This is a genomic window from Archangium minus, from assembly GCF_044360475.1.
GTDB classification, from domain to species: domain Bacteria; phylum Myxococcota; class Myxococcia; order Myxococcales; family Myxococcaceae; genus Archangium; species Archangium minus.
Genome location: NZ_CP043494.1, coordinates 3,423,621 through 3,445,834, shown reverse-complemented (window position 1 = coordinate 3,445,834; position 22,214 = coordinate 3,423,621). Strand labels below are relative to the sequence as shown.

Genomic DNA, 22,214 nt, shown 5'->3' with positions numbered 1-22,214 from the left:
CCGTGACTCCCTACCAGAAGCGGTTGCTCGCGTTTCTCTCCGTGGCGACGTTCTTCGAAGGCTACGAGGTCTTCGCGCTTTCTCAGCTGCTTCCGCAGATCCGAGCGGAGTTCGGGCTCGAAGGATGGCAGGGTGCGGTGCTCCTTGGGATCGTCAACATCGGCACCGTGAGCTCCTGGGCCGTGGTTCGCGCGGCGGACCTGTTCGGCCGCCGTCGCGTGCTCGGGATCACCATCATCGGCTACACCGTCACCTCGCTATTCACCGCGCTCGCCCCGAGCGTGGAGCTCTTCGCCCTCTCACAATTGATGGCACGCATCTTCCTTCTTGGCGAGTGGGCCACTGCCCTGGTCATCGCCGCAGAGGAATATCCAGCTCAGCGCCGGGGCTTCGTCATCGGCATCATGCAGGCCAGTACAGGCCTTGGACTGATCGCTTGTGCGGCAACCGTACCGTGGCTGATCAAGACGCCACTGGGCTGGCGAAGCGTGTTCCTGGTTGGAATCGTGCCTCTCCTGCTGATTGCGTATGCGCGCCGCGATCTGCGTGAGACCACCCGGTTCCAGAAGGCCGTGCAAGAAACGAAACCCACGAAGCACATCATGGCAGGCCCGTACCGGAACCGGGTACTCGAGCTCGCACTGGTGTGGGCTCTGACCTACGCATGCACACAACCTGCGGGTGTCTTCTGGAAAGAGTTCGCGCTCTCCGAGCGAGGGTGGAGTGATGCGGGGGTCAGCGCCGTGATGACGTTCTCGGCAGTGATTACGCTGCCGCTCGTCTTCAAGTTTGGAACATTGCTCGATCGGCTCGGGCGTCGAAGGGGGGCCCTCCTGGCCTACGGTTGCACGATCCTCGGAGCGCTCGGGGCGTATACGTTCGAGGATCCACGAGCATTGACCCTGAGCTTCGTACTCGGCGTCTTTGGCTTCAATACGGTCATACCGGTGCTGAGCGCGTACACGACGGAGAGGTTCCCCACCGGGTTGCGCGCGGATGCATTCGCGTGGTCCAACAATCTACTCGGCCGCTCCGCGTTCATCCTCGCGCCTCTCATGATTGCCTTTGGTACCAGGAACTGGGGCTGGGGGTGGGGGACCGCAGTGCCCATGATGGCGGCCGGTCCGCTGTTGGCGCTCGCCCTCATCATGAGGCGGCTACCGGAGACACGAGGTCTCGAGCTCGAGGAGACCGCCGCGCTGGAGTTGAAAGCAGGCGAGCCACTGCCCTCGAGCGCGGCGGCAGAGGGCTCCAAAGACATGCCGAATGCGAAGTAAACCCTTACCTTCGACGTGCCGGTTTCTCCGAATCAAACACCCGAGTTTCACGAAAAAAACCGGGGCCGCTGGGAGGAGAGCGGCCCCGGTGGGGTACAGCAAGACTGTGGAGAGACTGACTAGAAGATCTCCTCGAGCCACTCGCGCATGCGGCCCTTGACCTTCTTGTAGACGTTCTCCTCGCGGATGCGGAACATCCGCCGGTCCAGGTGCTTGGCCCCGTACACCACCAGGCCCACGCCCGTCGCGTACATCGGGCTCTTCACCACGTCCACCAGCCCGCCAATCCCTCGCGGCATGCCCCGGCGCACTGGCAGTCCAATCACTTCCTCGGCCAGCTCCGGCATTCCCGCCAGCAGCGTCGAGCCACCTGTAATCACCACGCCCGAGGCCAGCAGGTCCTCGTAGCCGCACTTCTGAATCTCCCGGTGCACGAGCTGGAAGATCTCCTCCACGCGCGGCTCCAGAATCTCACACAGGATCTGCCGCCCCAGCACCCGCGGCTGCCGGCCGCCCACGCTCGGCACCTCAATGGTCTCGTCCTTGTTCACCATGGACGCCAGCGCGCAGCCGAACTTCTGCTTGATGCGCTCGGCCTCGTGCGCCGGGGTGCGCAGGCCAATCGCGATGTCGCTCGTCAGGTTGTTACCGCCCAGCGCAATCACCGCCGTGTGCACAATGGAGCCGCCCGAGAAGATGGCGATGTCCGTCGTGCCTCCGCCGATGTCCACCAGGCACACGCCCAGCTCCTTCTCGTCCTCTCCCAGCACCGCCTCGGCCGACGCGAGCGGCTGCAGCACGATGTCCGCCACGTTCAGGCCCGTGCGGTTGGCGCACTTCACGATGTTCTGCGCGCTCGACACCGCCCCCGTCACGATGTGCACCTTCGCCTCCAGGCGCACGCCCGCCATCCCCAGGGGCTCCTTGATGCCGCCCTGGTCGTCGATGATGAACTCCTGCGGCAGGACGTGGATGACCTCCCGGTCCAGCGGAATCGCCACCGCCTTCGCGGCGTCGATGACGCGGGCAATGTCCGCCTCGCGCACCTCCTTGTCCTTCACCGCCACAATTCCCTGCGAATTGAAGCCCTTGATGTGGCCACCGGCGATGCCGGTGTACACGTGGGAGATCTCCGCACCGGCCATCAGCTCGGCCTCCTCCACCGCTCGGCGGATGGAGGACACGGTCGCCTCGATGTTGACCACCACGCCCTTGCGGAGGCCCTTCGATGGGTGCGTACCGATGCCGATGATGTCGATCCCGCTGTCGGTCAGCTCCCCGACGATGGCGCAGATCTTCGTCGTGCCAATGTCGAGGCCGACGATGATCTCCCCGGACTTCTGCTTCGCCATGACAACCCTCCCAGGCCCCCCACTCTCGTGAAAGGGGCGCGTTCCTACTGCGAGGCCCCGTTCCTCTCGGAGACAGGGCTCGAAAGCTTCACCGCCACCCAGCCGGGCCGAGCCCGGTTCTCCAGGTGGATGACCTCCGCGGACAAACCGCGGGAACGCAGCTCCTCGCGCACGCGCGAGAGCCGCTGAAGTTTGGCGTCCGTCTCCCCCTCCCCCATCCGCACCTCCATCCCGTCCGCCAGCACCAGCACCATCCCCTCCGCCACCATCCGCACCTCGCTCAGCCGCTCGCGCTTGCCGGGCTGCGTGGCCGCGTAGGCATGCGCCACCGCGATCGCCTGGCGGTAGCGCTCGCGCGTCTCCGCCTCGTCCGCGATGTAGTCCTCCCGGTCCACCCCCGTGACGAGCGGCAGATCCAACGTGTCCCCGGGCTGCAGCCGCTTGAAGGGCTCGCCGTCCTCGTCCAGCAGGTACAGGTCCCCCAGCACCCCCAGCGCCGCCGGCACGTGCTCCACCACCTCCACGGACACGCTGGCGGGGAAGTGCCGCCGCACATACACCTCGCGCACCCACGGGTGGGTGGACATGGCGCGCTCGAGCGCCCCCACGTCCAGCGCCCACAGGTTCTGCCCCACCGTCAGCCCGGACAGCTTGAGCAGCTCGCCCGGCGTGGCCCGCTGCAGCCCGCTGAAGGTCGTCTCCTTCAGGAGGAAGGTCGGCGAGCTCAGCGCCCAGCGCCGCAGCTCGATGCCGCCCCACACCAAGGCGATTGTCAGACCCGTCAGTAGGATGGCCTTGAGCAGGCCGGGTCCGTGCGTGCGCACGGCTCCCGTCACCGCCTCTTTCGTCTGGGCGGCGTCCTGGCGACGACGGTTCTTGGACTTACCGAATGCCATGGTGTGCGTCGGCGCATGCTGCGCGCGGTTGGATCTCCACGCCAGTTTTTCGCTACAGCCACGTCGCTGTAGCGCCCGAGTCCCTCTGAAGGGACCGGCAAGCCCTCATGATCCTTCAGGAGGTTTTCTCAAGCTTTGAGAGTAGCCCCTAGCAGGAGGCGCTCACAGAGGCCAGGGAAGTCAATGCCCCGGCCCGCGGCGATCTTCGGCAGCAGGCTGGTCTCGGTCATTCCCGGCAGCGTGTTGATCTCCAGCAGGAAGATGTCCCCGGACGGCGTCAGGATGACGTCCGAGCGGGAGCCTCCACTGCACCCGAGCGCACGATGAGCGGCAAGGCAGACCTGGTTCACGCGCTCATACTGATCCTGCGGGAGGGGTGCGGGGAAGAGGTACTGGGTGGTTCCACCGGACTGGTACTTGGCCTGGTAGTCGTAGAACTCACGCGCGGCCACCACCTCGATGACGCCCAGGGCCTCGTTCTCGAGGACGCCGCCCTGCACCTCGCGGCCCTTGATGTACTGCTCCACGAGGATGGAGCCAGCGAGCTTGGAGGCAGCGTCCACGGCGGCGAGGTACTCGTCACGCGTCTTGCAGATGGCGACGCCCACGCTGCTGCCCTCGCGAGAGGGCTTGACGACGGCGGGGAGGCCGAAGGGCAGCGAGTCCACGGCGGCGCGGGCCTCGTCCGCGCTCTGGAAGGCGCGGTAGGGCGGAGTGGGAATGCCGTGGGCGACGAAGACCTGCTTGGCGAAGACCTTGTCCATGCCCAGCGACGAGGCCATGACGCCGCTGCCCGTGTAGGGGATGAACATGCACTCGAGCAGACCCTGGATGCAGCCGTCCTCGCCGTAGCGGCCGTGGAGGGCGATGAAGGCCACCTCCACCTTCTCGGCCACGAGGCGCGCGGGCAGGTCCTTGCCTACGTCAATCTCCACCACGTCGTAGCCGAGTCCCCTCAGGGCCTTGGCCACGGCGGCGCCGGTGCGCAGGGACACCTCGCGCTCGGAGGACAGGCCCCCGAGCAGCACGCCCACCTTCTTCCGCTTCAGCTCGTCCTGAGAGAATCCGCTCATGGCTGGAAGACCCCTACACGCTTGACTTCGGGTTGGAGCTCGACACCCCGCTCCTCCCGCACTCGCGACTGCATGAGGGTGAGGAGGGAGAGGACATCTCGGGCGGAGGCTCCGCCCAGGTTGACGATCCAGTTGGCGTGCAGGGTGGACACCTGCGCGCGACCAATAATGTGGCCCTTGAGGCCCACGCTCTCGATGAGGCGCCCGGCGAAGTCGCCCGGCGGGTTGGTGAAGACACTGCCGAAGTTGGGCTGGCTGAGCGGCTGGCTGCGCTTGCGGTAGGCGAGGTCCTCGTCCATGACCTTCTTGGAGGCCTCGATATCGCCCTTGCGCAGCAGGAAGCGCACGCGCGTCACCACGCCGCCCGGGGGCAGCTCCGAGTGCCGGTAGCGGTGGGGAATCTCCGCCTTGGAGAGCCACCCGAGCCCGTCCGCGGTGGCCACCTCCACGGCCTCCACCACGCGGAAGCACTCGCCGTTCTTGGTGCCCGCGTTCATGGTGACGGCGCCGCCCAGGGTGCCGGGAATGCCGGCGAGGAACTCGGCGCCCACCAGCCCGTGGGAGCGCATCTGGTTGCAGAGCCGAACGATGGCCGCGCCCGCGCCGAGGGTGAGTCTCCCCTCCTCCGCGCCCACGTCGGCCAGCTCGGGGAACAGGTCTCCGGGCAGCTTCAGGGTGACGCCCGGAATGCCGCCATCGCCCACCAGGGTGTTGGCTCCACCACCGAGCACCGTGAGGGGCACGCCCTCCTCGCGCACGAAGCGCAGCAGGGACACCAGGGCGTCCGCGGAGCGGGGACGCACGAGCGCCTCGGCCGGGCCGCCCACGCGCACACTGGTGAGGGGCGCGAGCGGCGCACCCGCCGTCACGTCAATACCGGCCAGGCGCCCCAGCCGCTCGGGCAAGGACGATGTGAGGACCGCCGCCATGCCCCTAGTCGCCCTTCACCGTGCCGTGCTGCTTGAGCAGCTCGACGAGCTCGGGGCCTACCTGGGTGATGTCGCCGGCGCCCAGGGTGACGACAATGTCGCCCTCGCGCAGCCGGGGCAGCAGCGTCTTGGCAATGTCCGTGCGCTTCTCCACGAAGGTGACGTCGCGGTGGCCGTGCGCGCGGACGGCCTCCACCAGCGCGTCGCCGGTGGCGCCGGGGATGGGCTCCTCGCCCGCGGCGTAGACGCTGGTGATGAAGACAATGTCCGCGTCGTTGAAGGAGGTAGCGAACTCCTTCAGCAGATCATGCGTGCGCGTGTAGCGGTGGGGCTGGAAGGCCACCACGAGCCGCTTGCCGAAGGCGCGCCGAGCGCCCGCGAGCGTGGCCTGCACCTCGGTGGGGTGGTGCCCGTAGTCGTCCACCACGGTGACGCCGGCTACCTCGCCGCGCACGGTGAAGCGCCGCTGCACACCGCCGAACTCGGACAGCGAGCTGCGCACCACGTCCAGGGGGATGTCCATCTCCTCGGCCACGGCGATGACGGCCAGGGCGTTGAGGGCGTTGTGCGCGCCCACCATGCGGACGCGGAACTCACCGAGCGGCTCGTCGCGCCGGAAGGCCTCGAAGCGGGTGGTGAAGCCCTCCAGCCGCACGCCCTCCAGCCGGTAGTCCGCCATGTGCGAGCTGCCGTAGGTGACGAAGCGCTTCTCCAGGCCTGGCAGCAGCGACTGCACGTTGGGGTTGTCCAGGCACAGGACGTTGAGGCCGTAGAAGGGCACGCGGTTGCAGAAGGCCGTGAAGGCCTCCTTCAGCTTGTCCAGCGTGCCGTAGTGGTCCATGTGCTCCGGGTCGATGTTGGTGACCACGGAGATGGACGGGTGCAGGTGCAGGAAGCTGCCGTCGCTCTCGTCGGCCTCCACCACCATCAGCTCGCTCTTGCCCAGCTTGGCGTTGGAGTCGAGCACGTTCACCTTGCCGCCCACCACGGCCGTGGGGTCCAGGCCCGCGGCGGAGAGCACGGTGGCCACCATGGAGGTGGTGGTCGTCTTGCCGTGGCTACCCGCGACGGCGACGGCGTACTTGAGCCGCATCAGCTCGGCGAGCATCTCCGCGCGGGGGATGACGGGAATCTTCCGCTGGCGCGCGGTGACGACCTCGGGGTTGTCCTTGCGCACCGCCGAGGAGATGACGACCACGTCCGCCTGCACGAGGTTCTCCGCGCGGTGGCCCTCGAAGATGGTGGCGCCCAGCTTCTGCAGGCGGCGGGTGATGTCGCTGGCCTTGAGGTCCGAGCCGGACACCCGGTAGCCCTGGTTGAGCAGCACCTCGGCGATGCCACTCATGCCGATGCCGCCGATGCCCACGAAGTGGACCTGGGCGGCATGGCGCGTCTTGAAGAGGCTCGCGGGCCTGGCGGGGCGGGTGTTCGTCACGGGTGTCGTTCTCCTCAGACCTGCTTCTCGCTGCTACCACCGGCCTGCGTCTCGCCGCTGCCGCCGGGCTTCTTCTCGCCGTCGTTGGACTTCTTCGGCTTCTTCGGGTTGGGGTCCTCGCCGCGGGCCTCGGCCCGGCCGTAGGGCCCGTACGTCTTCACCATCAGGTCCACCAGCACGTCCGCCAGCTCCTTGGCGGCCTCGGGGCGACCCAGCAGGCCCGCCTTCTTCTCCATCTGGCGGCGCGCCTCCGGATTCTCCTTGAGGCGGCGGATCTCCGATGCCAGCTTCTCTCCGGTCAGCTCCGACTCGCGGAACATGAGCGCCGCGCCGGCCTTCACCAGCGCCTGGGCATTCACCTCCTGGTGGTTGTCCGTGGCGAAGGGGAAGGGAATGAGGATGCTGGCCTTCTTGGCCACCGTCAGCTCGGAGAGCGTGGTGGCGCCCGCCCGGCAGACGACGAGCTCCGCCTTGGCGTACGCGCTGGACATGTCCTCGATGAACTCCACCACCTGGGCCTGCTCGGCGAAGCCCTTGTCCGCGTAGCCCTTGCGCACCGTCTCGAGGTCGTTCTTCCCCGTCTGGTGGACGATGTGGAGCTGGTCCTTGATGTCCTGGAGGTGGTCCAGCGCGTCAATCATCCGCTGGTTGATGCCGCGCGCGCCGAGGCTGCCGCCGAAGACGAGCAGGGAGAACTTCTCGTGCGCCATGCGCGAGCGCAGGAAGTTCTCCATCAGCTTGCGGCGGATGGGGTTGCCCACGAGCTGCACCTTGCGCGCGGGAAAGAAGGCGCCCGCCTCCTCGAAGGCGGTGAAGACGACGCGCACGAACTTGCCGAGCACCTTGTTGGTGAGGCCCGGCAGCGCGTTCTGCTCCTGCACCGCCGTGGGGATGCCCATCAGCGCCGCCGCGAGGACCACGGGCCCACTGGCGTAGCCGCCCACGCCCACCACCACGTCCGGCTTGTGGCGCTGGAGGATGCGGATGGAGGCGATGAAGGCCATGGGCAGCGCGAGCAAGCCCTTGATGAGGCCCATCAGGCCCTTCCCCTTGAGGCCCTGCGCCTGGATGAGCTCCAGGGGGTAGCCCTCGCGGGGAACCACGCGGGACTCCAGGCCCCGCTCCGTGCCCACGAACACCACCTGGTTGGCGTGGTGGCGCGTGACGACCTCTTCGGCCAGGGCGATACCCGGGTACAGATGTCCGCCCGTACCGCCTCCCGCGATGAGCACCTTCACGCCGCCACCTCCCTCATGTCACCGCCGGAGCGCAGGGTCCGGTTGCCAGCGGTTTCCGCGCTGGCACTGAGCGAGAGCAATACACCGGCCGCCCCCATCAACACCACCAGTGAGGTGCCTCCGTAGGAAACGAAGGGAAGCGTCAGTCCTTTAGTCGGCAACAGCCCCATCGCCACGCACATGTTGACAGTGGCCTGGAAGGCGATGATGGACGTGAGGCCCAGCCCCAAGTAGGTGCCGAACGTCTCCGGCGCCGCGAGGCTCGCGCGGATGCCGCGCCAGATGACGATGGCGTAGAGCGCCACCAGCAGCACCACCCCGACCAGGCCCAGCTCCTCGCCGATGATGGCGAAGATGAAGTCCGTGTGGGCCTCGGGGAGGAAGAAGAGCTTCTGCCGCCCGTCGCCCAGCCCCAGCCCGGTGAGGCCGCCCGAGCCGATGGACATGAGGGACTCGGCCACCTGGTAGCCGATGTCATGCCGGTGGGCCCACGGGTCCAGGAAGGCCAGCACGCGCTTCATGCGGTAAGGGCTGCTCGCGATGGCCGCGTACGCCAGGGGCAGCGCCAGCAGCACCGAGCCCACCAGGTAGCTCACCTTGGTGCCCGCGGCGAACAGCAGCGCGAAGAGCAGGAACACCAACAACACCGAGCTGCCGAAGTCCGGCTGGAGCATACAAAGGCCCACCAGCAGGCCGCACAGCAGCAGGTGCGGGAGGAAGCCCACGGAGAAGGTGGCCACCTTCTCGCGCTTCTTGGCCAGCGAGTAGGACAGGTAGACGACCCAGGCGACCTTGGCCACCTCGGCCGGCTGCAGGCCGAAGCCCGGGAAGCGGATCCACCGCCGCGCGCCGCCCGCCGTGGTGCCAATGCCCGGGATGAGCACCAGCACCAGCAGAACCAGCGTCACCAGCAGCAGCGGGTACGCGAGCCGCGCCAGTCGGCGCCAGCCCACCTTCATCCCCACCGCCATCGCCACCACCCCCATCCCGGCCGCCATGAGCTGCCGGTAGAGGAAGTAGAGGCTGTCACCCAGCTTGTCCTGCGCCATGACGGCGCTCGCCGAGTACACCATCACCAGGCCGAGCGACACGAGCGACAGCACGGCGCACAGGAGCAGCGGATCGAACCGGACCGGCGCTGCGGAGGGAGCGGTGGTGGCCTTCATGGGCTCAGAGTTCCCTCACGAGGCGTTTGAACGTGTCGCCCCGGTGCTCGAAGTTCTGGAACTGATCGTAGGACGCACATGCTGGCGACAAAAGGACGGTGTCGCCAGCTTTCGCCAGGGCCCTGGCCCGCTGTACGGCCTCGGCGAGCGTTCCACAGGCGTACACGGGAGCGCTCCCCTCGTAGGCCCGGGCGATCATCTCCGCGTCCTGTCCGATGGTGAGCACACCCTTCACCTTGCCGCGGCCCTCGTCGACCATGGGCGCGTAGGGAGCGCCCTTGCCCTTGCCACCGGCGATGAGGAGCACGTCCTTCGGGAAGGCGCGCAGAGCCACCAGCACGGAGTCCACGTTGGTGGCCTTGGAATCGTTCACCCACTCCACACCGTCCAGCACACGCACGCTCTCCAGCCGGTGGGGAAGACCCGGGTAGCTGTCCAACCCGGCCTGCACGGCCTCGTGCGGCACACCGGCCAACCGCGCCAGCAGCGCCGCCGCCATCGCGTTCTGCGCGTTGTGGCCTCCCCGCAGCGCACGGTTGGAGAGGGTGAAGGACTCGCCCTTCTCCCCTGCCCCCTCGAAGCGGAAGCCGCCCGGCTGCGCCACCGCCATGCCGGCCAGCTTGGGAGCCGCGGCCACCGGACGCCCGGTGAGGCTGAAGCCGTAGACGGGCACCTTCGCGGCCTCGGCCAGCCGCATCACGTCCGCGTCGTCCGCGTTCACCACAGTGAAGTCGCCCTGCGCCTGGTTGCGGAAGATGCGGGCCTTGGCCGCGCCATAGGCCGCGTGGCTCTCGTACCGGTCGATGTGGTCCGGCGTGAGGTTGAGGATGGTGGAGCCGAGCGGCTTCAGCGTGTCGATGCCCTCGAGCTGGAAGCTGGAGAGCTCCACCACCAGCGCCTCCCACTCACCGGGAGACAGGGCCGCCTCGGCCAGCGGACGCCCGAGGTTTCCGCCCACGAAGGTGCGCTTGCCGCTGCTCGAGAACAGCTCCCCGGTGAGCGCCGTGGTGGTGCTCTTGCCGTTGGTGCCGGTGATGCCGATGAGCGGCAGGTGCGAGAGGTAGCGCCAGGCCAGCTCCACCTCGCCCCAGACGGGCACGCCCGCGGCGCGCGCCTTCTGAATCTCCGGCAGCGCCAGCGGCACGCCCGGGCTCACCACCACGAGCTGCTGCGACTCCAGCAGCGCCGGCGGCGTGGGCCCGGAGACGAGCGTCACGCCCAGGGCCTTCAGCTCGCGCGCCGTCTCGCCCAGCGCCTCCTCGGTGCGGGCGTCCAGCGCCGTCACCCGCGCGCCCTTCGCCCTCAACAGGCGGATGGCGGCCAGCCCGCTCTTCGCGAGCCCGTACACCACTACCTTCCAGTCCTTCAGGTCGGGCGTCATGCGCACCACCCTCCACGGCCTACCGCAGCTTGAGCGACAGCAGCGCCACGCCTCCACAGAGGATGGCGACGATCCAGAAGCGAACGATGATCTTCGGCTCGGCCATGCCCTTGAGCTCGAAGTGGTGGTGCACCGGCGCCATCTTGAAGACGCGCTTGCCTGTGAGCTTGAAGGACGTCACCTGAATCATCACGCTGAGGATCTCCGCGAAGAAGACCCCGTGGATGATGGCGGACACCACCTCGTTCTTGGACAGCATCGCCAGTCCACCGAGCGCGCCGCCCAGCGCGAGCGAGCCGATGTCGCCCATGAAGACGGAGGCCGGGTAGGCGTTGAACCAGAGGAAGGAGATGCCCGCGCCCACGATGCTGGCGCAGAAGACGGCCAGCTCCGAGCCACCAGGCACCTCGGGAACGCCCAGGTAGCTCCACAGGGGCTCGCCCACCACCCGAGCCACCCCCTCCACCGTCTCCACCGTGGCGATGCGCGTCGCCGAGCCCGCCGCGTAGCAGAGGATGGCGAACGTGCTGGCCGCGATGATGGTGGGCATGATGGCCAGGCCATCCAGGCCGTCCGTGAGGTTGACGGCGTTGGAAGTACCCACCACCACCACCCACGCGAACACCACGTAGAACCAGCCGAAGTCCGGGTTGAACCGGTGCGTGGGCACGAAGGGCAGCGTCAGCTTCGTGTCGATGAGCAGGTGCGGCCCGGTGAAGGACCCATCCGGCCCCGTCCACGTGCACATGAGCCCGAAGACGGCCAGCAGGTAGAAGACCGTCTGGAGAATCATCTTGTACCGGCCAGCCAGTCCCTTGGAGTTGCGCTTGGACAGCTTCAGCCAGTCATCCAGGAAGCCGATGAAGCCGTAGCCCAGGGTGAGCAGCAGCGCCGCCCACACCGCGCGGCTCTTCAGGTCCGCGAAGACGAAGGTGCCCACCGCGATGCACATGAGGATGAGCGCGCCTCCCATCGTGGGCGTGCCCTTCTTCTTCTGGTGGGTGTCCGGCGTGTCCTCACGCACGTTGCTCTGCCCGTGCTGCTTGAGGCGCAGCCGCGCGATGAGCTTCGGGCCGATGAACATTCCCAGCAGCAGCGAGGCCACCGCCGCCGCGACGATCCGGAAGGTGGGATAGCGCAGGAAGTTCAGCAGCCGTCCCGCTTCCGTGTCCTTGATCCACTCGTAGATGAGGAGCAGCACCTAGTGGCTTCCTCCAGGCGCGGCGGCACCGGTGAGGCCCGCCACGACCCGCTCGAGCCGCATGCCACGGCTCGCCTTGACCAACACCACGTCCCCAGCCTTCAACTGCGGCATCAGCCAGGCCAGCAGCGGCTCCACCTCGGTGAAGTGCGCCGCGTTGCTGCCCAGCCCTGCTGCCTCGTACCCCTTGCGCGAACGAGGCCCAAAGAACGCCACGAGCTGCGCCTTGCCGCCAGCAAGCGTGCCGAGCTGCGCATGCTCCTCCAGCTCGCCAGGCCCCAGCTCCAGCATGTCCCCGAGCACCGCCACCGCCCGGCCACCGGGCTGCACCAGCGAGCGCAGCGTGTCCAGCGCAGCGCCCATGGAGGCGGGGTTCGCGTTGTAGCAATCGTCCACCACGGTGGTGCCGTGCAGGCCATCCACCACGTTGAGCCGGCGCGCGTACGGCCTCGCCGCCTCCAAACCCTTCACGCACTCCTCGGGGGAGTACCCGAGCGCCACCGCCAGCGCGAAGGCGCCCGTGGCGTTGAGGGCGTTGTGCTCGCCGATGAAGGACAGCTTCACCGGCCAGTCCCTGCCCTCATGGTGCACGGTGATGAGCAGCCCTTCCCTGCCCCGCGGCGTCACCTGCGCGAGCCGCACGTCCGCGCTCGCGGAGCGACCGAAGGTGAGCTTCTTCGCCCTGCTGCGCGCGGCCTGCCCGGGGATGAGCGCGTCATCCACGTTCACCACCGCCACGGCCTCGGGAGGAAGCTCGCGGAACATCTCTCCCTCGGCCTCGGCCACACCCTCGATGCTGCCCAGCCCTTCCAGGTGCTCGGGCTGCACCACGGTGATGATGCCCGCGTCCGGACGGACCACCCGGGTGAGCCGGGTGATCTCTCCAGGCTGGTTCATCCCCGTCTCGATGACGGCCGCCACGTGCGACGACTCCAGGCGGAAGAGCGTGAGGGGAACGCCCACCTCGTTGTTGAGGTTGCCCTCCGTCTTCAGCGCGGGGCCGCGCGTGGCGAGGATGGCACCCACCATCTCCTTGGTGGTCGTCTTCCCGTTGGAGCCACCCACGGCCCCCACCGGAATCCGGAAGCGCTCGCGGTGCGCGTGCCCCAGGGCGCCGAGCGCCGCCAGGGTGTCCTCCACCTCGTAGAGGGCCAGGCCCTCGGGGAGCTGGGGGAGCGCCCGGCCCTTCTTCACCACCGCCCCGGCCGCACCACCGCTGGCGGCCTGGGCGAGGAAGTCGTGCGCGTCGAAGCGCTCACCCTGGAGCGCCACGAAGAGACACCCGGGCACCAGGGCCCGGGTATCGGTGCAGACGGCCGGAAACTCCGCCGCTGGCTTGCCGCCGCGCCGGGTCGCCCCGGTCGCCTGCACCACCTGCTCGTCCGTGAATCGTGCGGCCATGGAGAGGCTCAGCGGTTCTCTCAGGTGCGGATGGCGAGCGCCCGGGCCGCGACCTCGCGGTCATCGAAGGCGCGCTTCTCGGTACCGATGATCTGGTACGTCTCGTGCCCCTTGCCGGCGATGAGGACCACGTCGTCCTCCTTGGCCAGCGAGATGGCCGACTCAATGGCGGCCTTGCGCTCCACATCCACGAGGTAGCCCTTCTCACCGCTCTTCGCCTTGCCGGCGGAGATGCGGCGCAGGCCGCCCTTCTCCAGGCCCGGGGTCACCTGGGAGATGATCTCCTCAGGGTCCTCGGTGCGCGGGTTGTCGCTCGTCACCACGGCGAGATCCGCGAGCTCGGCCGCCGCGCTGCCCATGAGCGGACGCTTGCCCGCATCACGCTCGCCGCCGCAGCCGAACACCACGATGACACGGCCCTTGGCCATGGCCCGAGCCGCCTCGAGCGCGCGCTTGAGCGCGTCGTCGGTGTGCGCGTAGTCCACGAACACCGCGGGCGCCTGCGCGGGCCCGTGGTTCTCCACCCGCTCCATGCGGCCGGGCACGCCACCCATGCGCTCGATGCCGAGCTGCACGTCCTTGCGACGAGCGAAGCCCGCGCCCAGCGCCAGACCGGCCGCCGCGAGGATGTTCTCCAGGTTGTGCGCCCCCAGAAGGCGGCTCTTCACCGGGATGTCGCCGGCAGGCGTCTTCAACACGCCCTTGATGCCCTGCAAGGAGAAGGACACGTCCGCGGCGGAGATCTCCCCGTTGCCCTGGCGGCTGAACTTCCACGCCATGCGCTTCTGACCACGCAGCTCGTTGTAGATGCGGGTGGCGTAGGTGTCGTCACCGTTGACCACCGCCACGCCGCCCTGGGAGAGGTTCTCCACGAAGAGCTTGCGCTTGGCCTGGAAGTACTCCTCCAGGTCCTTGTGGTAGTCGAGGTGATCCCTCGTCAGGTTGGTAAAGGCAGCGGCCTTGAAGGTGATGCCGTGCACACGCTCCTGCAGCAGCGCGTGGCTGGACACCTCCATCACCACCGTCTCCACCCCCGCGTCCACCATCTCCTTGAGGATGCGGTGCAGCTCCAGCGGCTCCGGCGTGGTGTGGGCCGTGGGGTGGAACTGGCCGCCCACCTTGTAGCCCAGCGTGCCGATAACACCCGTGGAGGAATAGGCCGCGGTGGCCATTGCCTCGAGCAGGTAGGTGGTGGTCGTCTTGCCGTTGGTCCCAGTGACTCCCAGCAGGGTGAGCTTGTCGGCGGGCCGGCCATAGAAGTTGGCCGCAATGAGCGCCAGCGCCTTCCGGGCATTGGACACCTTGAAGAAGGGCACCTGTGAGGACAGGGACTTCTCCGACACCACCGCCACAGCACCCCGGGAGACAGCCTCGCCCACGAACTGGGCGCCATCCTCCTTCGTGCCCGGCACGGCGACGAACAAGTCGCCCGGCTTCACCTTACGCGAGTCCTGCGACACCCCCGTCACGTCGACCGGGGTCCGGCCGCCCGAGGTCTGCTCGGCACCACACCCTGCGAGGACATCCGTCAGCTTCATCGTTTCCCCTTCACATGCTTCCGCAAGCGCGAGGCCGAGCTCCGGTGCGGCCTCATTGCCGCGTTGCCAGCTCGAGCGTCACCCGCGCACCCTTCTCCACCAGCGAACCGGCGGCGGGACTCTGCGATACGACGCGTCCACTACCCAACAATTGAGGCTCCAAGGCCGCGGAGAGCAGCTTCGTCACCGCCTCGCGACCTGCCTGACCCACGACATCCGGAACGCGGACGGAGCCAGGCTCCACGTTCTCGGTAATAGCTTCCTCGACCACGGACCGGGCAGGCTCCGCCTTCGCGGGGGGCTGGGCCGCCGCCACCGGCAGAGCGGTGGACGGCAGCGGAACCTCACGCGAGGGTGGCACGGCCAGGTGGGCCATGGCGGCGGTAGCGATTTCCTTGAAGGCGGGAGCGGCCACCAATCCCCCGTACACGTCCGTCTTGGGCTCGTCCACAATCACGAGAATGACGGCGCGGGGATTTTCGGCTGGCAACACGCCCACGAAGGAGGCGAGCCGCTTATCGGAGTACCCCCGGGCCACGGGGTCCGCCTTCTGGGCGGTGCCCGTCTTGCCGGCCACCCGGTAGTCCTCCATGGCGGCCTTGGGGGCGGTCCCCCCCTTGGCCACCACGCTTTCGAGCATGGAGACGACCTTCCGGGCCGTCGCAGCGGAGACAACCTGGCGCACCTCGGTAGGCCGGTTCTCCAGCAGCACCACCCCATCCGGGTCCACCACCTTGGAGACGAGGTAGGGGCGCATCAAGACGCCGCCATTGGCCAGCGCCCCCCAAGCGGCGGCCATCTGCACCGCGGTGGCCGTCATGCCCTGGCCAAAGGACTGCGTGGCCAGCGACACCTCCGCCTTGGGGAAGGGAATGGAGCCCCGGGCCTCGCCGGGCAGCGCCAGCCCGGTGCGCTCGCCGAAGCCGAAGTCATGGTAGGCCTTCACCAGCCGCTCGCGTCCCAGTTGCTGGGCAATCTTGGCCGAGCAGATGTTGGAGGACACCTGCAGCACGCCCTGCGTGCTGAGCCAGCCGTACTTGTGGGTGTCGTGGATGGTGTGCCTGCCGACGACCCACGCGCCGTTCTCGCAGAAGAAGGTGTCCTCGGGCTTGATGGCCTTGTGCTCCAGCGCGGCGGCCACGACGAAGGCCTTCATCGTCGAGCCGGGCTCGAAGGAGTCGAGCGCAGCGCGGTTGCGCATGCTGGCCCGCGCCTCCTTCTCCGGCGTGTTGGGGTTGAAGCGCGGGTAGTTGGCGATGGCCAGCAGCTCCCCCGTCTTCGGGTCCAACACCACGGCCATGCCCGCCACGCCCTTGGCCTCCTCCACCGCGCGGCTCAGGGCCTTCTCGGAGACGTACTGGAGGTGCCGGTCGATGGTGAGGGAGACGGAGGCACCCTGGCGCTCCAGGGTGTCCGGGGCCCCGGTGACGAGCAGCTTGCGGCCCTTCGCGTCACGGAAGCCGGACAGGCGCGAGTTCTGCCCGGACAGCTCGTCCTGGAAGGCCAGCTCCAGGCCCTCCAGGCCGTGCCCGTCCAGCCCCACCATGCCCACCACGTGAGCGCCCAGCTCCTTCTGCGGATAGAAGCGCTTGGGCTCCTTGGTGAAACCGAACCCCGGCAGCCCCAGGGCCTTCACCGCCTCCACCTCACGGGGCGTCACCTGGCGCTTCACCCAGGCAAAGCGCTTCGCGCGCGTGAGCCGAGCCTGCAGGTCCTCCACGTCCAGCTTCAGCGCCCGAGCCAGCGCCCGCGACGCCTGCTTCACGTCCGGCAGCATCGACGGGTCCACCCAGATGGAGTCCACCTCCACGCTCTGGGCCAACGGCGTGCCGCGGCGGTCGAAGATGTCACCGCGCCGAGCGGGGATTTCAATCTGACGGACGTACTGGTCCTGGGCGAGCCCACGCAGCTTGTCCCGCTCGAACACCTGCAGGAACACCGCGCGGCCCAAGGCGGCCAGCAACAGGGCGACAAAGAAGCAGGCCAGCAGCTTCACCCTCAGCCGCAACCACTTCCCATTGGGCTCCGGGGCCCGCGCCGTCTTGAAATCCCTCACCGCGCCCCCTCCTCAGCGAGATCCGCCGCGCTCAGCCACGCGCACGGCACGCGAGTCGCGGGCCTCGGCACGAGCGTTGCGCTTGGCACCCGGCAGCTGCGGCGGCAGGGCGATGACGACGGGCCCCGAGGGCATGGCCATGCCGAGCTTCTCGCGCGCCAGCTTCTCCAGCCGCGCCGGGCTCTTGAGCGTGGCGAGCTCCAGCTTCAGCCTGTCGTTCTCCCGGATGAGGGCACGCTCCTCGGCCTCGGCCTTGGAGAGGCGGTAGCCCATGTCCACCACCAGCACGCGGCTCGTCACGTGGAGGATGCCCACGGCGGCGAAGAGGGCGAAGAGGAACACCGCGGGGAGCAGGTGCAGCAGCACCCGGCCCACCGACACGCCACCCCCACTGCTGCGAACGATTGACTTGCTGCGGTTCATCGGAATTTCTCCACCACGCGCAGGTGCGCGCTGCGAGCACGGGGGTTGGCGGCGATCTCCTCGTCCGAGGCCGCGATGGCCTTGCGCGTCACCAGGGTGAAATCCCCCTGGCCGCCACAGGCACACACCGGAAGCCCGGGAGGGCACTTGCAGGAACCCGCCAGGTCCCGGAAGGTCTCCTTCACCCTCCGGTCCTCGAGCGAGTGGAACGAGATGACAGCGGCGCGGCCCCCCACCTTCAGCAGCCGGGGCAGCGCGGCGAGCAGCGACTCCAGGGACTCCAGCTCCTGGTTCACCGCCATGCGCAGGGCCTGGAAGGTGCGGGTGGCCACGTGAATCTTGTTCGGCCAGGCCTTGCGAGGCACGGCGCGCTTGACGACCTCGGCGGCCTCCAGGGTGCGCGTGGGCAGCGAGCGCTTGAGCTCACGGACGATGGACTTCGCGAAGGGCTCCTCGCCGTACTCCTTGAGGATGCGGATGAGCTCCGCCTCGTCCTCCTGGGCGATGAGCTCGGCGGCGGTGCGGCCCGTGTCGCCCATGCGCATGTCCAGGGGCCCGTCCTTCTGGAAGGAGAAGCCGCGCTCGGCCACATCGAGCTGGGGTGAGGACACGCCCAGGTCCACCAGCACCCCATCCACCGGCAGCAGGTCCGCGGCCACCTCGAGCAGGTCCCCGAAGTTGCCCTGCCGAGCGCTGAAGGACGGGTAGCCGGCGAGCCGGGCACGAGCGGCCTCGAGGGCCACCGGATCCCGGTCCACGCCGAGCACGGTCGCACCCCGGGCGAGGAGCGCCTGCGTGTGGCCACCGCCACCCAGTGTGCCGTCGATGATCACCTTCCCCGCTCCCGGTCGAAGGACGTCCACCGTTTCGTCGAGGAGGACGGTCTGGTGGCTGAAGTCAGCCAAGGGGCGCCCACATCAAACGAAGGGAGCCCGCGCGAGCGCGAAGGCGGCCCGGGCATCGTTCATATGGGGGTAGAGCTCAAAGACGTCGTGAGCACCCGCGGCCCGGAAGATGGCGGCCAGGTAGGGAGACAGCCCGGACAGCTTGATGTCCCCACCGGCCTTGCGGAAGGCCTCGGCGCGGGCCACCAGGGGCTTCACTCCGCGGTAGTCCAGGTGGCTCACCTCGCTGAAGTCCAGCACCACGTTGCGCAGGCCCCGCTGCATGCGGCTCACGAGTTCCTCGCAGACCTGGGTGAGGTCCTTCTCCAGAAGCTCCCCCTCCAGCATGAGGGTCTCCACGCGCCCACTGGATACCGCGCGAATGCCCTGTGCTTCGGCTGTCTGGTTCATGTCGCCACCTTCCCGGCTTTCCTGCTTCGCGTCGAAATTTCGGACTGCTACTGGCGCAACTCGGTGAGCACGCGCATGACATCCGCGCTGGAGGCTTCCTTACGGGCCTCCTCTTGGGCCTTCGCCCACCCGTCACGGCTCCACAGCTCGATCACCTTCACCATCCCCGCCCACACCACGTCCTTGTCCAACCCCGCGTGGGCGCGCAGCGACGGCGGAATCAGCACGCGCCCCAGCTTGTCCAACGGACACTCCTGCGCGCTCGCCACGTAAAGCCGCATGAGCGTCTTCACCCCCGGCTCCATGGGGTTGCGCTTGGCGAGAGCGGCCTCGAGCTGCTCCCACTCGCGCACCGGGTAGGCGTGGAGACAGGGATCCAACGCCGTCGTGATGATGAGCCGCTCGTCATACGAACCCACGAGCGTTTCGCGCAGCCGTACCGGGAGGCTGGTGCGCCCCTTCGCGTCAATCTGGTGCTCATAGACGCCTCGGAACACGCGGAGAGGTCCACCCTGTCAGCCCGGCCGATCCACATTACGCCACCCCTTCCCACTCCGATCCACTTGGGCGGCGGAAAATACGCGTGGCCTCCTACCCGGTCAAGAAATGCAACAGGCGCGTACAGGCTCGTGTCGCGCAGCGGGAACATGGGCCTGGGGCGGAGGTGGGAAGAAGTGGAACGCCGGACGTGGCATTGACCCCGGAGGAGGGCCTCGGCATAACTCCGCCGCCGAGCGCCCCAGCGGGGCCTCTCACGCCTCGCGTCATGGCCGGTGGGCGAGGTACTTCCTGGAATTAGAGGTGTACGAATGAACCGCTTCACTCGTCTGACGATCCTCTCCGCGATGACCCTGGGCCTGGCGGCCTGTGGAGGCGCGAAGCTCGGTGGAGGCAAGGAGGGCGCGGCCCAGGCGGCCTTCCAGGCCTCGCAGCCCGCGGGCCGTGGCAGCAAGACCGGGCAGTCCCTGGTGGAGAAGGCCCTGGCCAGCGGCGCCACCAGCCTCACCCTCACCGCCGACTGCGCCCAGGGTGGCTCGGCGAGCCTGAAGCTGGACGCGAGCGCCACCCGGCTGGACGGACTGGTGAGCTACAGCATCACCTACGACGCCTGTAACGAGGACGGGCAGAACGAGTACAACGGCACCATGGCGACCGCCCTGGGCTTCACCCTCGACCCGCGGTACCCCGCCGGCGCGTTCACCATCTCCATGGAGGGCAGGCTGACCATCGACGGGGAGATCTCCGACTTCATCGACGTCGACGCGAAGCTGAACATGGACTTCGCCGCCACCTCGCTCCACACCGGCAACGTAAAGCTGGTGGTGGACGGCACCATCGAGACCTCGGAGGGCAAGTTCACCTACTCCCACGAGACGGTGGCCATCGCCGCTGGCGAGCTGCCCAAGGCCTAGTCGCCCGCCCGCTCCGTATTTTCGAGGCCGGACTTCCAGTTTGGAGGCCCGGCCTTGCTTTTGGCTTATGATCCATCCGCCGAGTCCATCCAGGGGAGCACCACAGCCATGAGCCAGACCGCCACGAACCGAGCCCAGGGCGAGGTTCGCCTCAAGGTGGCCTACAAGAAGCCCGAGGCGCTGCTGAGCGAGTACACGCGCAGCATCGGCCGCGGAGGCGTGACGCTGCAGACGCGCAAGAGCATGCCGGTGGGCACGCGCTTCGTGTTCGAGCTGCACAACCCCGGAGTGTCCACGCCCGTGGAGGTGGTGGGCGAGGTGGTGCGGGTGACGCCGCAGCCCGACGGGCGCTTCATGATCACCGTGAAGTACGACCCAGGCCAGGACCGGGGCGGACTGGACGCGGTGCTGCAGCGCGTCTTCGACATGCAGGCGTTCGAGAAGCTGCGCCGCTACCCGCGCATCCCGCTGCACCTGCCGGCCATGGAGGAGGACACGCCCTTCGCGCCGCCCTTCTTCGTACGCGACCTGTCGCGGGGAGGCGTGGGCCTGGAGGTGGAGGCGCCCGCGCTGCCGGCCTCGGTGAAGGTGGGCATGCCCTTCCTCCTGGAGATGGAGCTGACGCTGGGGACGCTCATGCTGCACGGCGATGTGGCGTGGACGTCCGCCGGTGGACCCGAGGTGCTGCCCACCTTCGGCGTCAACTTCGGCACCCTGCGCCCGGACACGGTGGAGCGGCTGGAGAAGCTGCTCTCGCTGGAGTCCATGCCTCCCCCACCCTGGCGCGCCCGCATCTGCTTCGGCATGGACGCGGTGATGCGGATGCCCTGAGCCCGCTCCACGGCCTCCAGAGTTGTACCACCGCACCGAGCAGGATATGGCGCGGTGCACCAGGGCGGCGGTCGCGACAGGCCCGCCCCATCTCAACCGAGTCGGACTCGCGGAGGACGTGACGACATGAAGCTGAGCTGGAACGTGCTGGGAGTGGTGGTACTGGGACTGGGGCTCGTGGGCTGTGGCTCGACGGTGGGCGACGCCTGCACCACGGACGGGGACTGTGGCGACAAGGGCATCTGCATCAACCGAGATGTCACCCCGGGCGGCTACTGCTCGCAGGCCTGTGTGCCCGGTAAGGATGAGACCTGTCCCACGGGCAGCACCTGCGTGAGCGAGGGAGCCTCCAACGACGTATCGGCCTGCTTCCTCAAGTGCACGTCGACGGACGACTGCCGGAGCGGCTACCGCTGCGTGGGCGGCGTCAAGGGCAACCCCAACTCCATCTGCATCGTCGAGGGCTGAACCCTCGCCCTATCGGCCCGTCGGTGCTCCGGCCACGGCGGGAGCCCGGGGGGTCGGGTAGACGAAGCAGAGCGTCTCGAAGAGAGGCTCGCCGGGCGCCACGTACACCCCGCTGAGCGCCCGCGCGGCCTGGGCCAGCTCCATGCCAAAGGACGGCACAAGGCAGATGTCCTCGGACGTGGTGAAGCGCCCCTTCAGCTTCCCAAGCCCCGTGCGCAGGGTGGCGATGTCCTGTTTTCCACCTCGCACGGGAACGGAAGGACCGTTGGCATCAGGCCCCGGCAGCTTCCCCACGCTGGTGGTGAGCTCGAAGCCATCCTGGCGCTGAATGATGCGCAGCTTGCCGGGGGCCACCTCGGCGAGCCAGGCCTGGAAGCCCTGTTCATCGCGCAGCACCAGCGCGTAGGCGACCGGCGCATCCGGGTGTAACAGCCAGACCTCGCTCGCGGACTCGCGCAGGACGGCGAGCAACTCGGACGTCTGCGCGAGGAACGTGTCCGCGTCGGGCACGAGCAGCACCGCCTGCCCCTTCACGCGCTCGCGCAGCCGGGCCTGGTCCTCGGGGCGCGAGGGCGCGAACCGCTCCTCGCCGAGCCGCACGGACTCTCCCGCCAGCCCCACCCGCAGGGCCTTTGCGGGCACGGGCTCGCCGTACACCTCGGCCGGAGCCACCTGGAAGCGCGCATCCTCCGGTGAGCCATCACCACTCGCCGCCGCGACGAGCTTCGGGAGCGGCGGAGGCGTGAGCGACGAGAGCGGCTCGACCGGTGTGTCCTCCTTCTTACAACCGACGAACAGCACCGCGGCCGCCAGCAGGCTCCGTTTCGTTCTCATGCGCATCG

General features: G+C 68.4%; 21 protein-coding genes. 4 read left to right on the top strand and 17 right to left on the bottom strand.

What is annotated here, in order from left to right; all coding sequences use genetic code 11:
• Positions 1–41: 41 nt before the first annotated feature.
• Entirely contained in the window at positions 42–1,277 is a 1,236-nt protein-coding gene (locus F0U60_RS14160; RefSeq protein ID WP_395819340.1) for an MFS transporter, read from the top strand.
• A gap of 119 nt (positions 1,278–1,396) precedes the next feature.
• Here F0U60_RS14160 and ftsA read toward each other — a convergent pair whose 3' ends face one another.
• From ftsA to mraZ, 16 genes are all read right to left on the bottom strand, one after another.
• Positions 1,397–2,629 carry a cell division protein FtsA gene (ftsA, locus tag F0U60_RS14155; RefSeq protein WP_203402574.1) on the bottom strand — a complete coding sequence of 411 codons (1,233 nt, stop codon included), beginning with the start codon at positions 2,627–2,629 and terminating at the stop codon, positions 1,397–1,399.
• A gap of 44 nt (positions 2,630–2,673) precedes the next feature.
• Complete coding sequence (locus tag F0U60_RS14150) at positions 2,674–3,525, bottom strand: cell division protein FtsQ/DivIB (RefSeq protein WP_395819336.1); 852 nt, start codon at positions 3,523–3,525, stop codon at positions 2,674–2,676.
• A gap of 128 nt (positions 3,526–3,653) precedes the next feature.
• Positions 3,654–4,598: a D-alanine--D-alanine ligase gene (locus F0U60_RS14145; protein ID WP_395819333.1), complete on the bottom strand. Its 945-nt coding sequence runs from the start codon at positions 4,596–4,598 to the stop codon at positions 3,654–3,656.
• On the bottom strand, positions 4,595–5,527 hold the full coding sequence (murB, locus tag F0U60_RS14140; RefSeq protein ID WP_395819330.1) for a UDP-N-acetylmuramate dehydrogenase: 933 nt from the start codon (positions 5,525–5,527) through the stop codon (positions 4,595–4,597). Before murB ends, F0U60_RS14145 begins: the two co-directional genes overlap by 4 nt.
• Positions 5,528–5,531: 4 nt before the next feature.
• The gene (gene murC, locus F0U60_RS14135) at positions 5,532–6,962 is read right to left on the bottom strand and encodes a UDP-N-acetylmuramate--L-alanine ligase (protein WP_395819325.1); all 1,431 of its coding nucleotides are present in this window, start codon (positions 6,960–6,962) and stop codon (positions 5,532–5,534) included.
• Positions 6,963–6,976: 14 nt separating this feature from the next.
• Positions 6,977–8,200, bottom strand: a complete 1,224-nt coding sequence (murG, locus tag F0U60_RS14130) for an undecaprenyldiphospho-muramoylpentapeptide beta-N-acetylglucosaminyltransferase (protein ID WP_395819323.1) — start codon at positions 8,198–8,200, stop codon at positions 6,977–6,979.
• Positions 8,197–9,366, bottom strand: coding sequence for a putative lipid II flippase FtsW (gene ftsW / locus F0U60_RS14125; RefSeq protein WP_395819321.1), 1,170 nt, complete (start codon positions 9,364–9,366; stop codon positions 8,197–8,199). The genes murG and ftsW overlap by 4 nt, the downstream gene beginning before the upstream one ends.
• Positions 9,367–9,370: 4 nt before the next feature.
• Complete coding sequence (gene murD, locus F0U60_RS14120) at positions 9,371–10,747, bottom strand: UDP-N-acetylmuramoyl-L-alanine--D-glutamate ligase (RefSeq protein WP_395819318.1); 1,377 nt, start codon at positions 10,745–10,747, stop codon at positions 9,371–9,373.
• A gap of 19 nt (positions 10,748–10,766) precedes the next feature.
• Positions 10,767–11,948 carry a phospho-N-acetylmuramoyl-pentapeptide-transferase gene (gene mraY / locus F0U60_RS14115; protein ID WP_395819316.1) on the bottom strand — a complete coding sequence of 394 codons (1,182 nt, stop codon included), beginning with the start codon at positions 11,946–11,948 and terminating at the stop codon, positions 10,767–10,769.
• Complete coding sequence (gene murF, locus F0U60_RS14110; RefSeq protein WP_395819313.1) at positions 11,949–13,349, bottom strand: UDP-N-acetylmuramoyl-tripeptide--D-alanyl-D-alanine ligase; 1,401 nt, start codon at positions 13,347–13,349, stop codon at positions 11,949–11,951.
• Positions 13,350–13,369: 20 nt separating this feature from the next.
• Complete coding sequence (locus tag F0U60_RS14105) at positions 13,370–14,887, bottom strand: UDP-N-acetylmuramoyl-L-alanyl-D-glutamate--2,6-diaminopimelate ligase (protein WP_395819310.1); 1,518 nt, start codon at positions 14,885–14,887, stop codon at positions 13,370–13,372.
• A 52-nt stretch (positions 14,888–14,939) separates the two neighbouring features.
• Positions 14,940–16,943 (bottom strand): penicillin-binding protein, encoded by a 2,004-nt coding sequence (locus F0U60_RS14100; protein WP_395819307.1) that lies wholly within the window; start codon positions 16,941–16,943, stop codon positions 14,940–14,942.
• Between the two features lie 12 nt (positions 16,944–16,955).
• Positions 16,956–17,366 (bottom strand): cell division protein FtsL, encoded by a 411-nt coding sequence (gene ftsL / locus F0U60_RS14095; protein WP_395819305.1) that lies wholly within the window; start codon positions 17,364–17,366, stop codon positions 16,956–16,958.
• Positions 17,363–18,271 carry a 16S rRNA (cytosine(1402)-N(4))-methyltransferase RsmH gene (gene rsmH, locus F0U60_RS14090; protein WP_395819302.1) on the bottom strand — a complete coding sequence of 303 codons (909 nt, stop codon included), beginning with the start codon at positions 18,269–18,271 and terminating at the stop codon, positions 17,363–17,365. The genes ftsL and rsmH overlap by 4 nt, the downstream gene beginning before the upstream one ends.
• A 12-nt stretch (positions 18,272–18,283) precedes the next feature.
• On the bottom strand, positions 18,284–18,661 hold the full coding sequence (locus F0U60_RS14085) for an STAS domain-containing protein (protein ID WP_395819299.1): 378 nt from the start codon (positions 18,659–18,661) through the stop codon (positions 18,284–18,286).
• 47 nt (positions 18,662–18,708) lie between these two features.
• Positions 18,709–19,158 (bottom strand): division/cell wall cluster transcriptional repressor MraZ, encoded by a 450-nt coding sequence (gene mraZ, locus F0U60_RS14080; protein ID WP_395819296.1) that lies wholly within the window; start codon positions 19,156–19,158, stop codon positions 18,709–18,711.
• Positions 19,159–19,470: 312 nt separating this feature from the next.
• Here mraZ and F0U60_RS14075 point away from each other — a divergent pair, with 312 nt between their 5' ends.
• From F0U60_RS14075 to F0U60_RS14065, 3 genes are all read left to right on the top strand, one after another.
• Entirely contained in the window at positions 19,471–20,073 is a 603-nt protein-coding gene (locus F0U60_RS14075) for a hypothetical protein (RefSeq protein ID WP_395819293.1), read from the top strand.
• A 108-nt stretch (positions 20,074–20,181) separates the two neighbouring features.
• Entirely contained in the window at positions 20,182–20,904 is a 723-nt protein-coding gene (locus F0U60_RS14070; protein WP_395819289.1) for a PilZ domain-containing protein, read from the top strand.
• A 126-nt stretch (positions 20,905–21,030) separates the two neighbouring features.
• Complete coding sequence (locus tag F0U60_RS14065) at positions 21,031–21,372, top strand: hypothetical protein (RefSeq protein WP_395819287.1); 342 nt, start codon at positions 21,031–21,033, stop codon at positions 21,370–21,372.
• A 9-nt stretch (positions 21,373–21,381) separates the two neighbouring features.
• Here the strand turns inward: F0U60_RS14065 and F0U60_RS14060 are convergent, their stop codons facing one another.
• Positions 21,382–22,206 carry a hypothetical protein gene (locus F0U60_RS14060; RefSeq protein WP_395819284.1) on the bottom strand — a complete coding sequence of 275 codons (825 nt, stop codon included), beginning with the start codon at positions 22,204–22,206 and terminating at the stop codon, positions 21,382–21,384.
• Between the last annotated feature and the right edge of the window lie 8 nt (positions 22,207–22,214).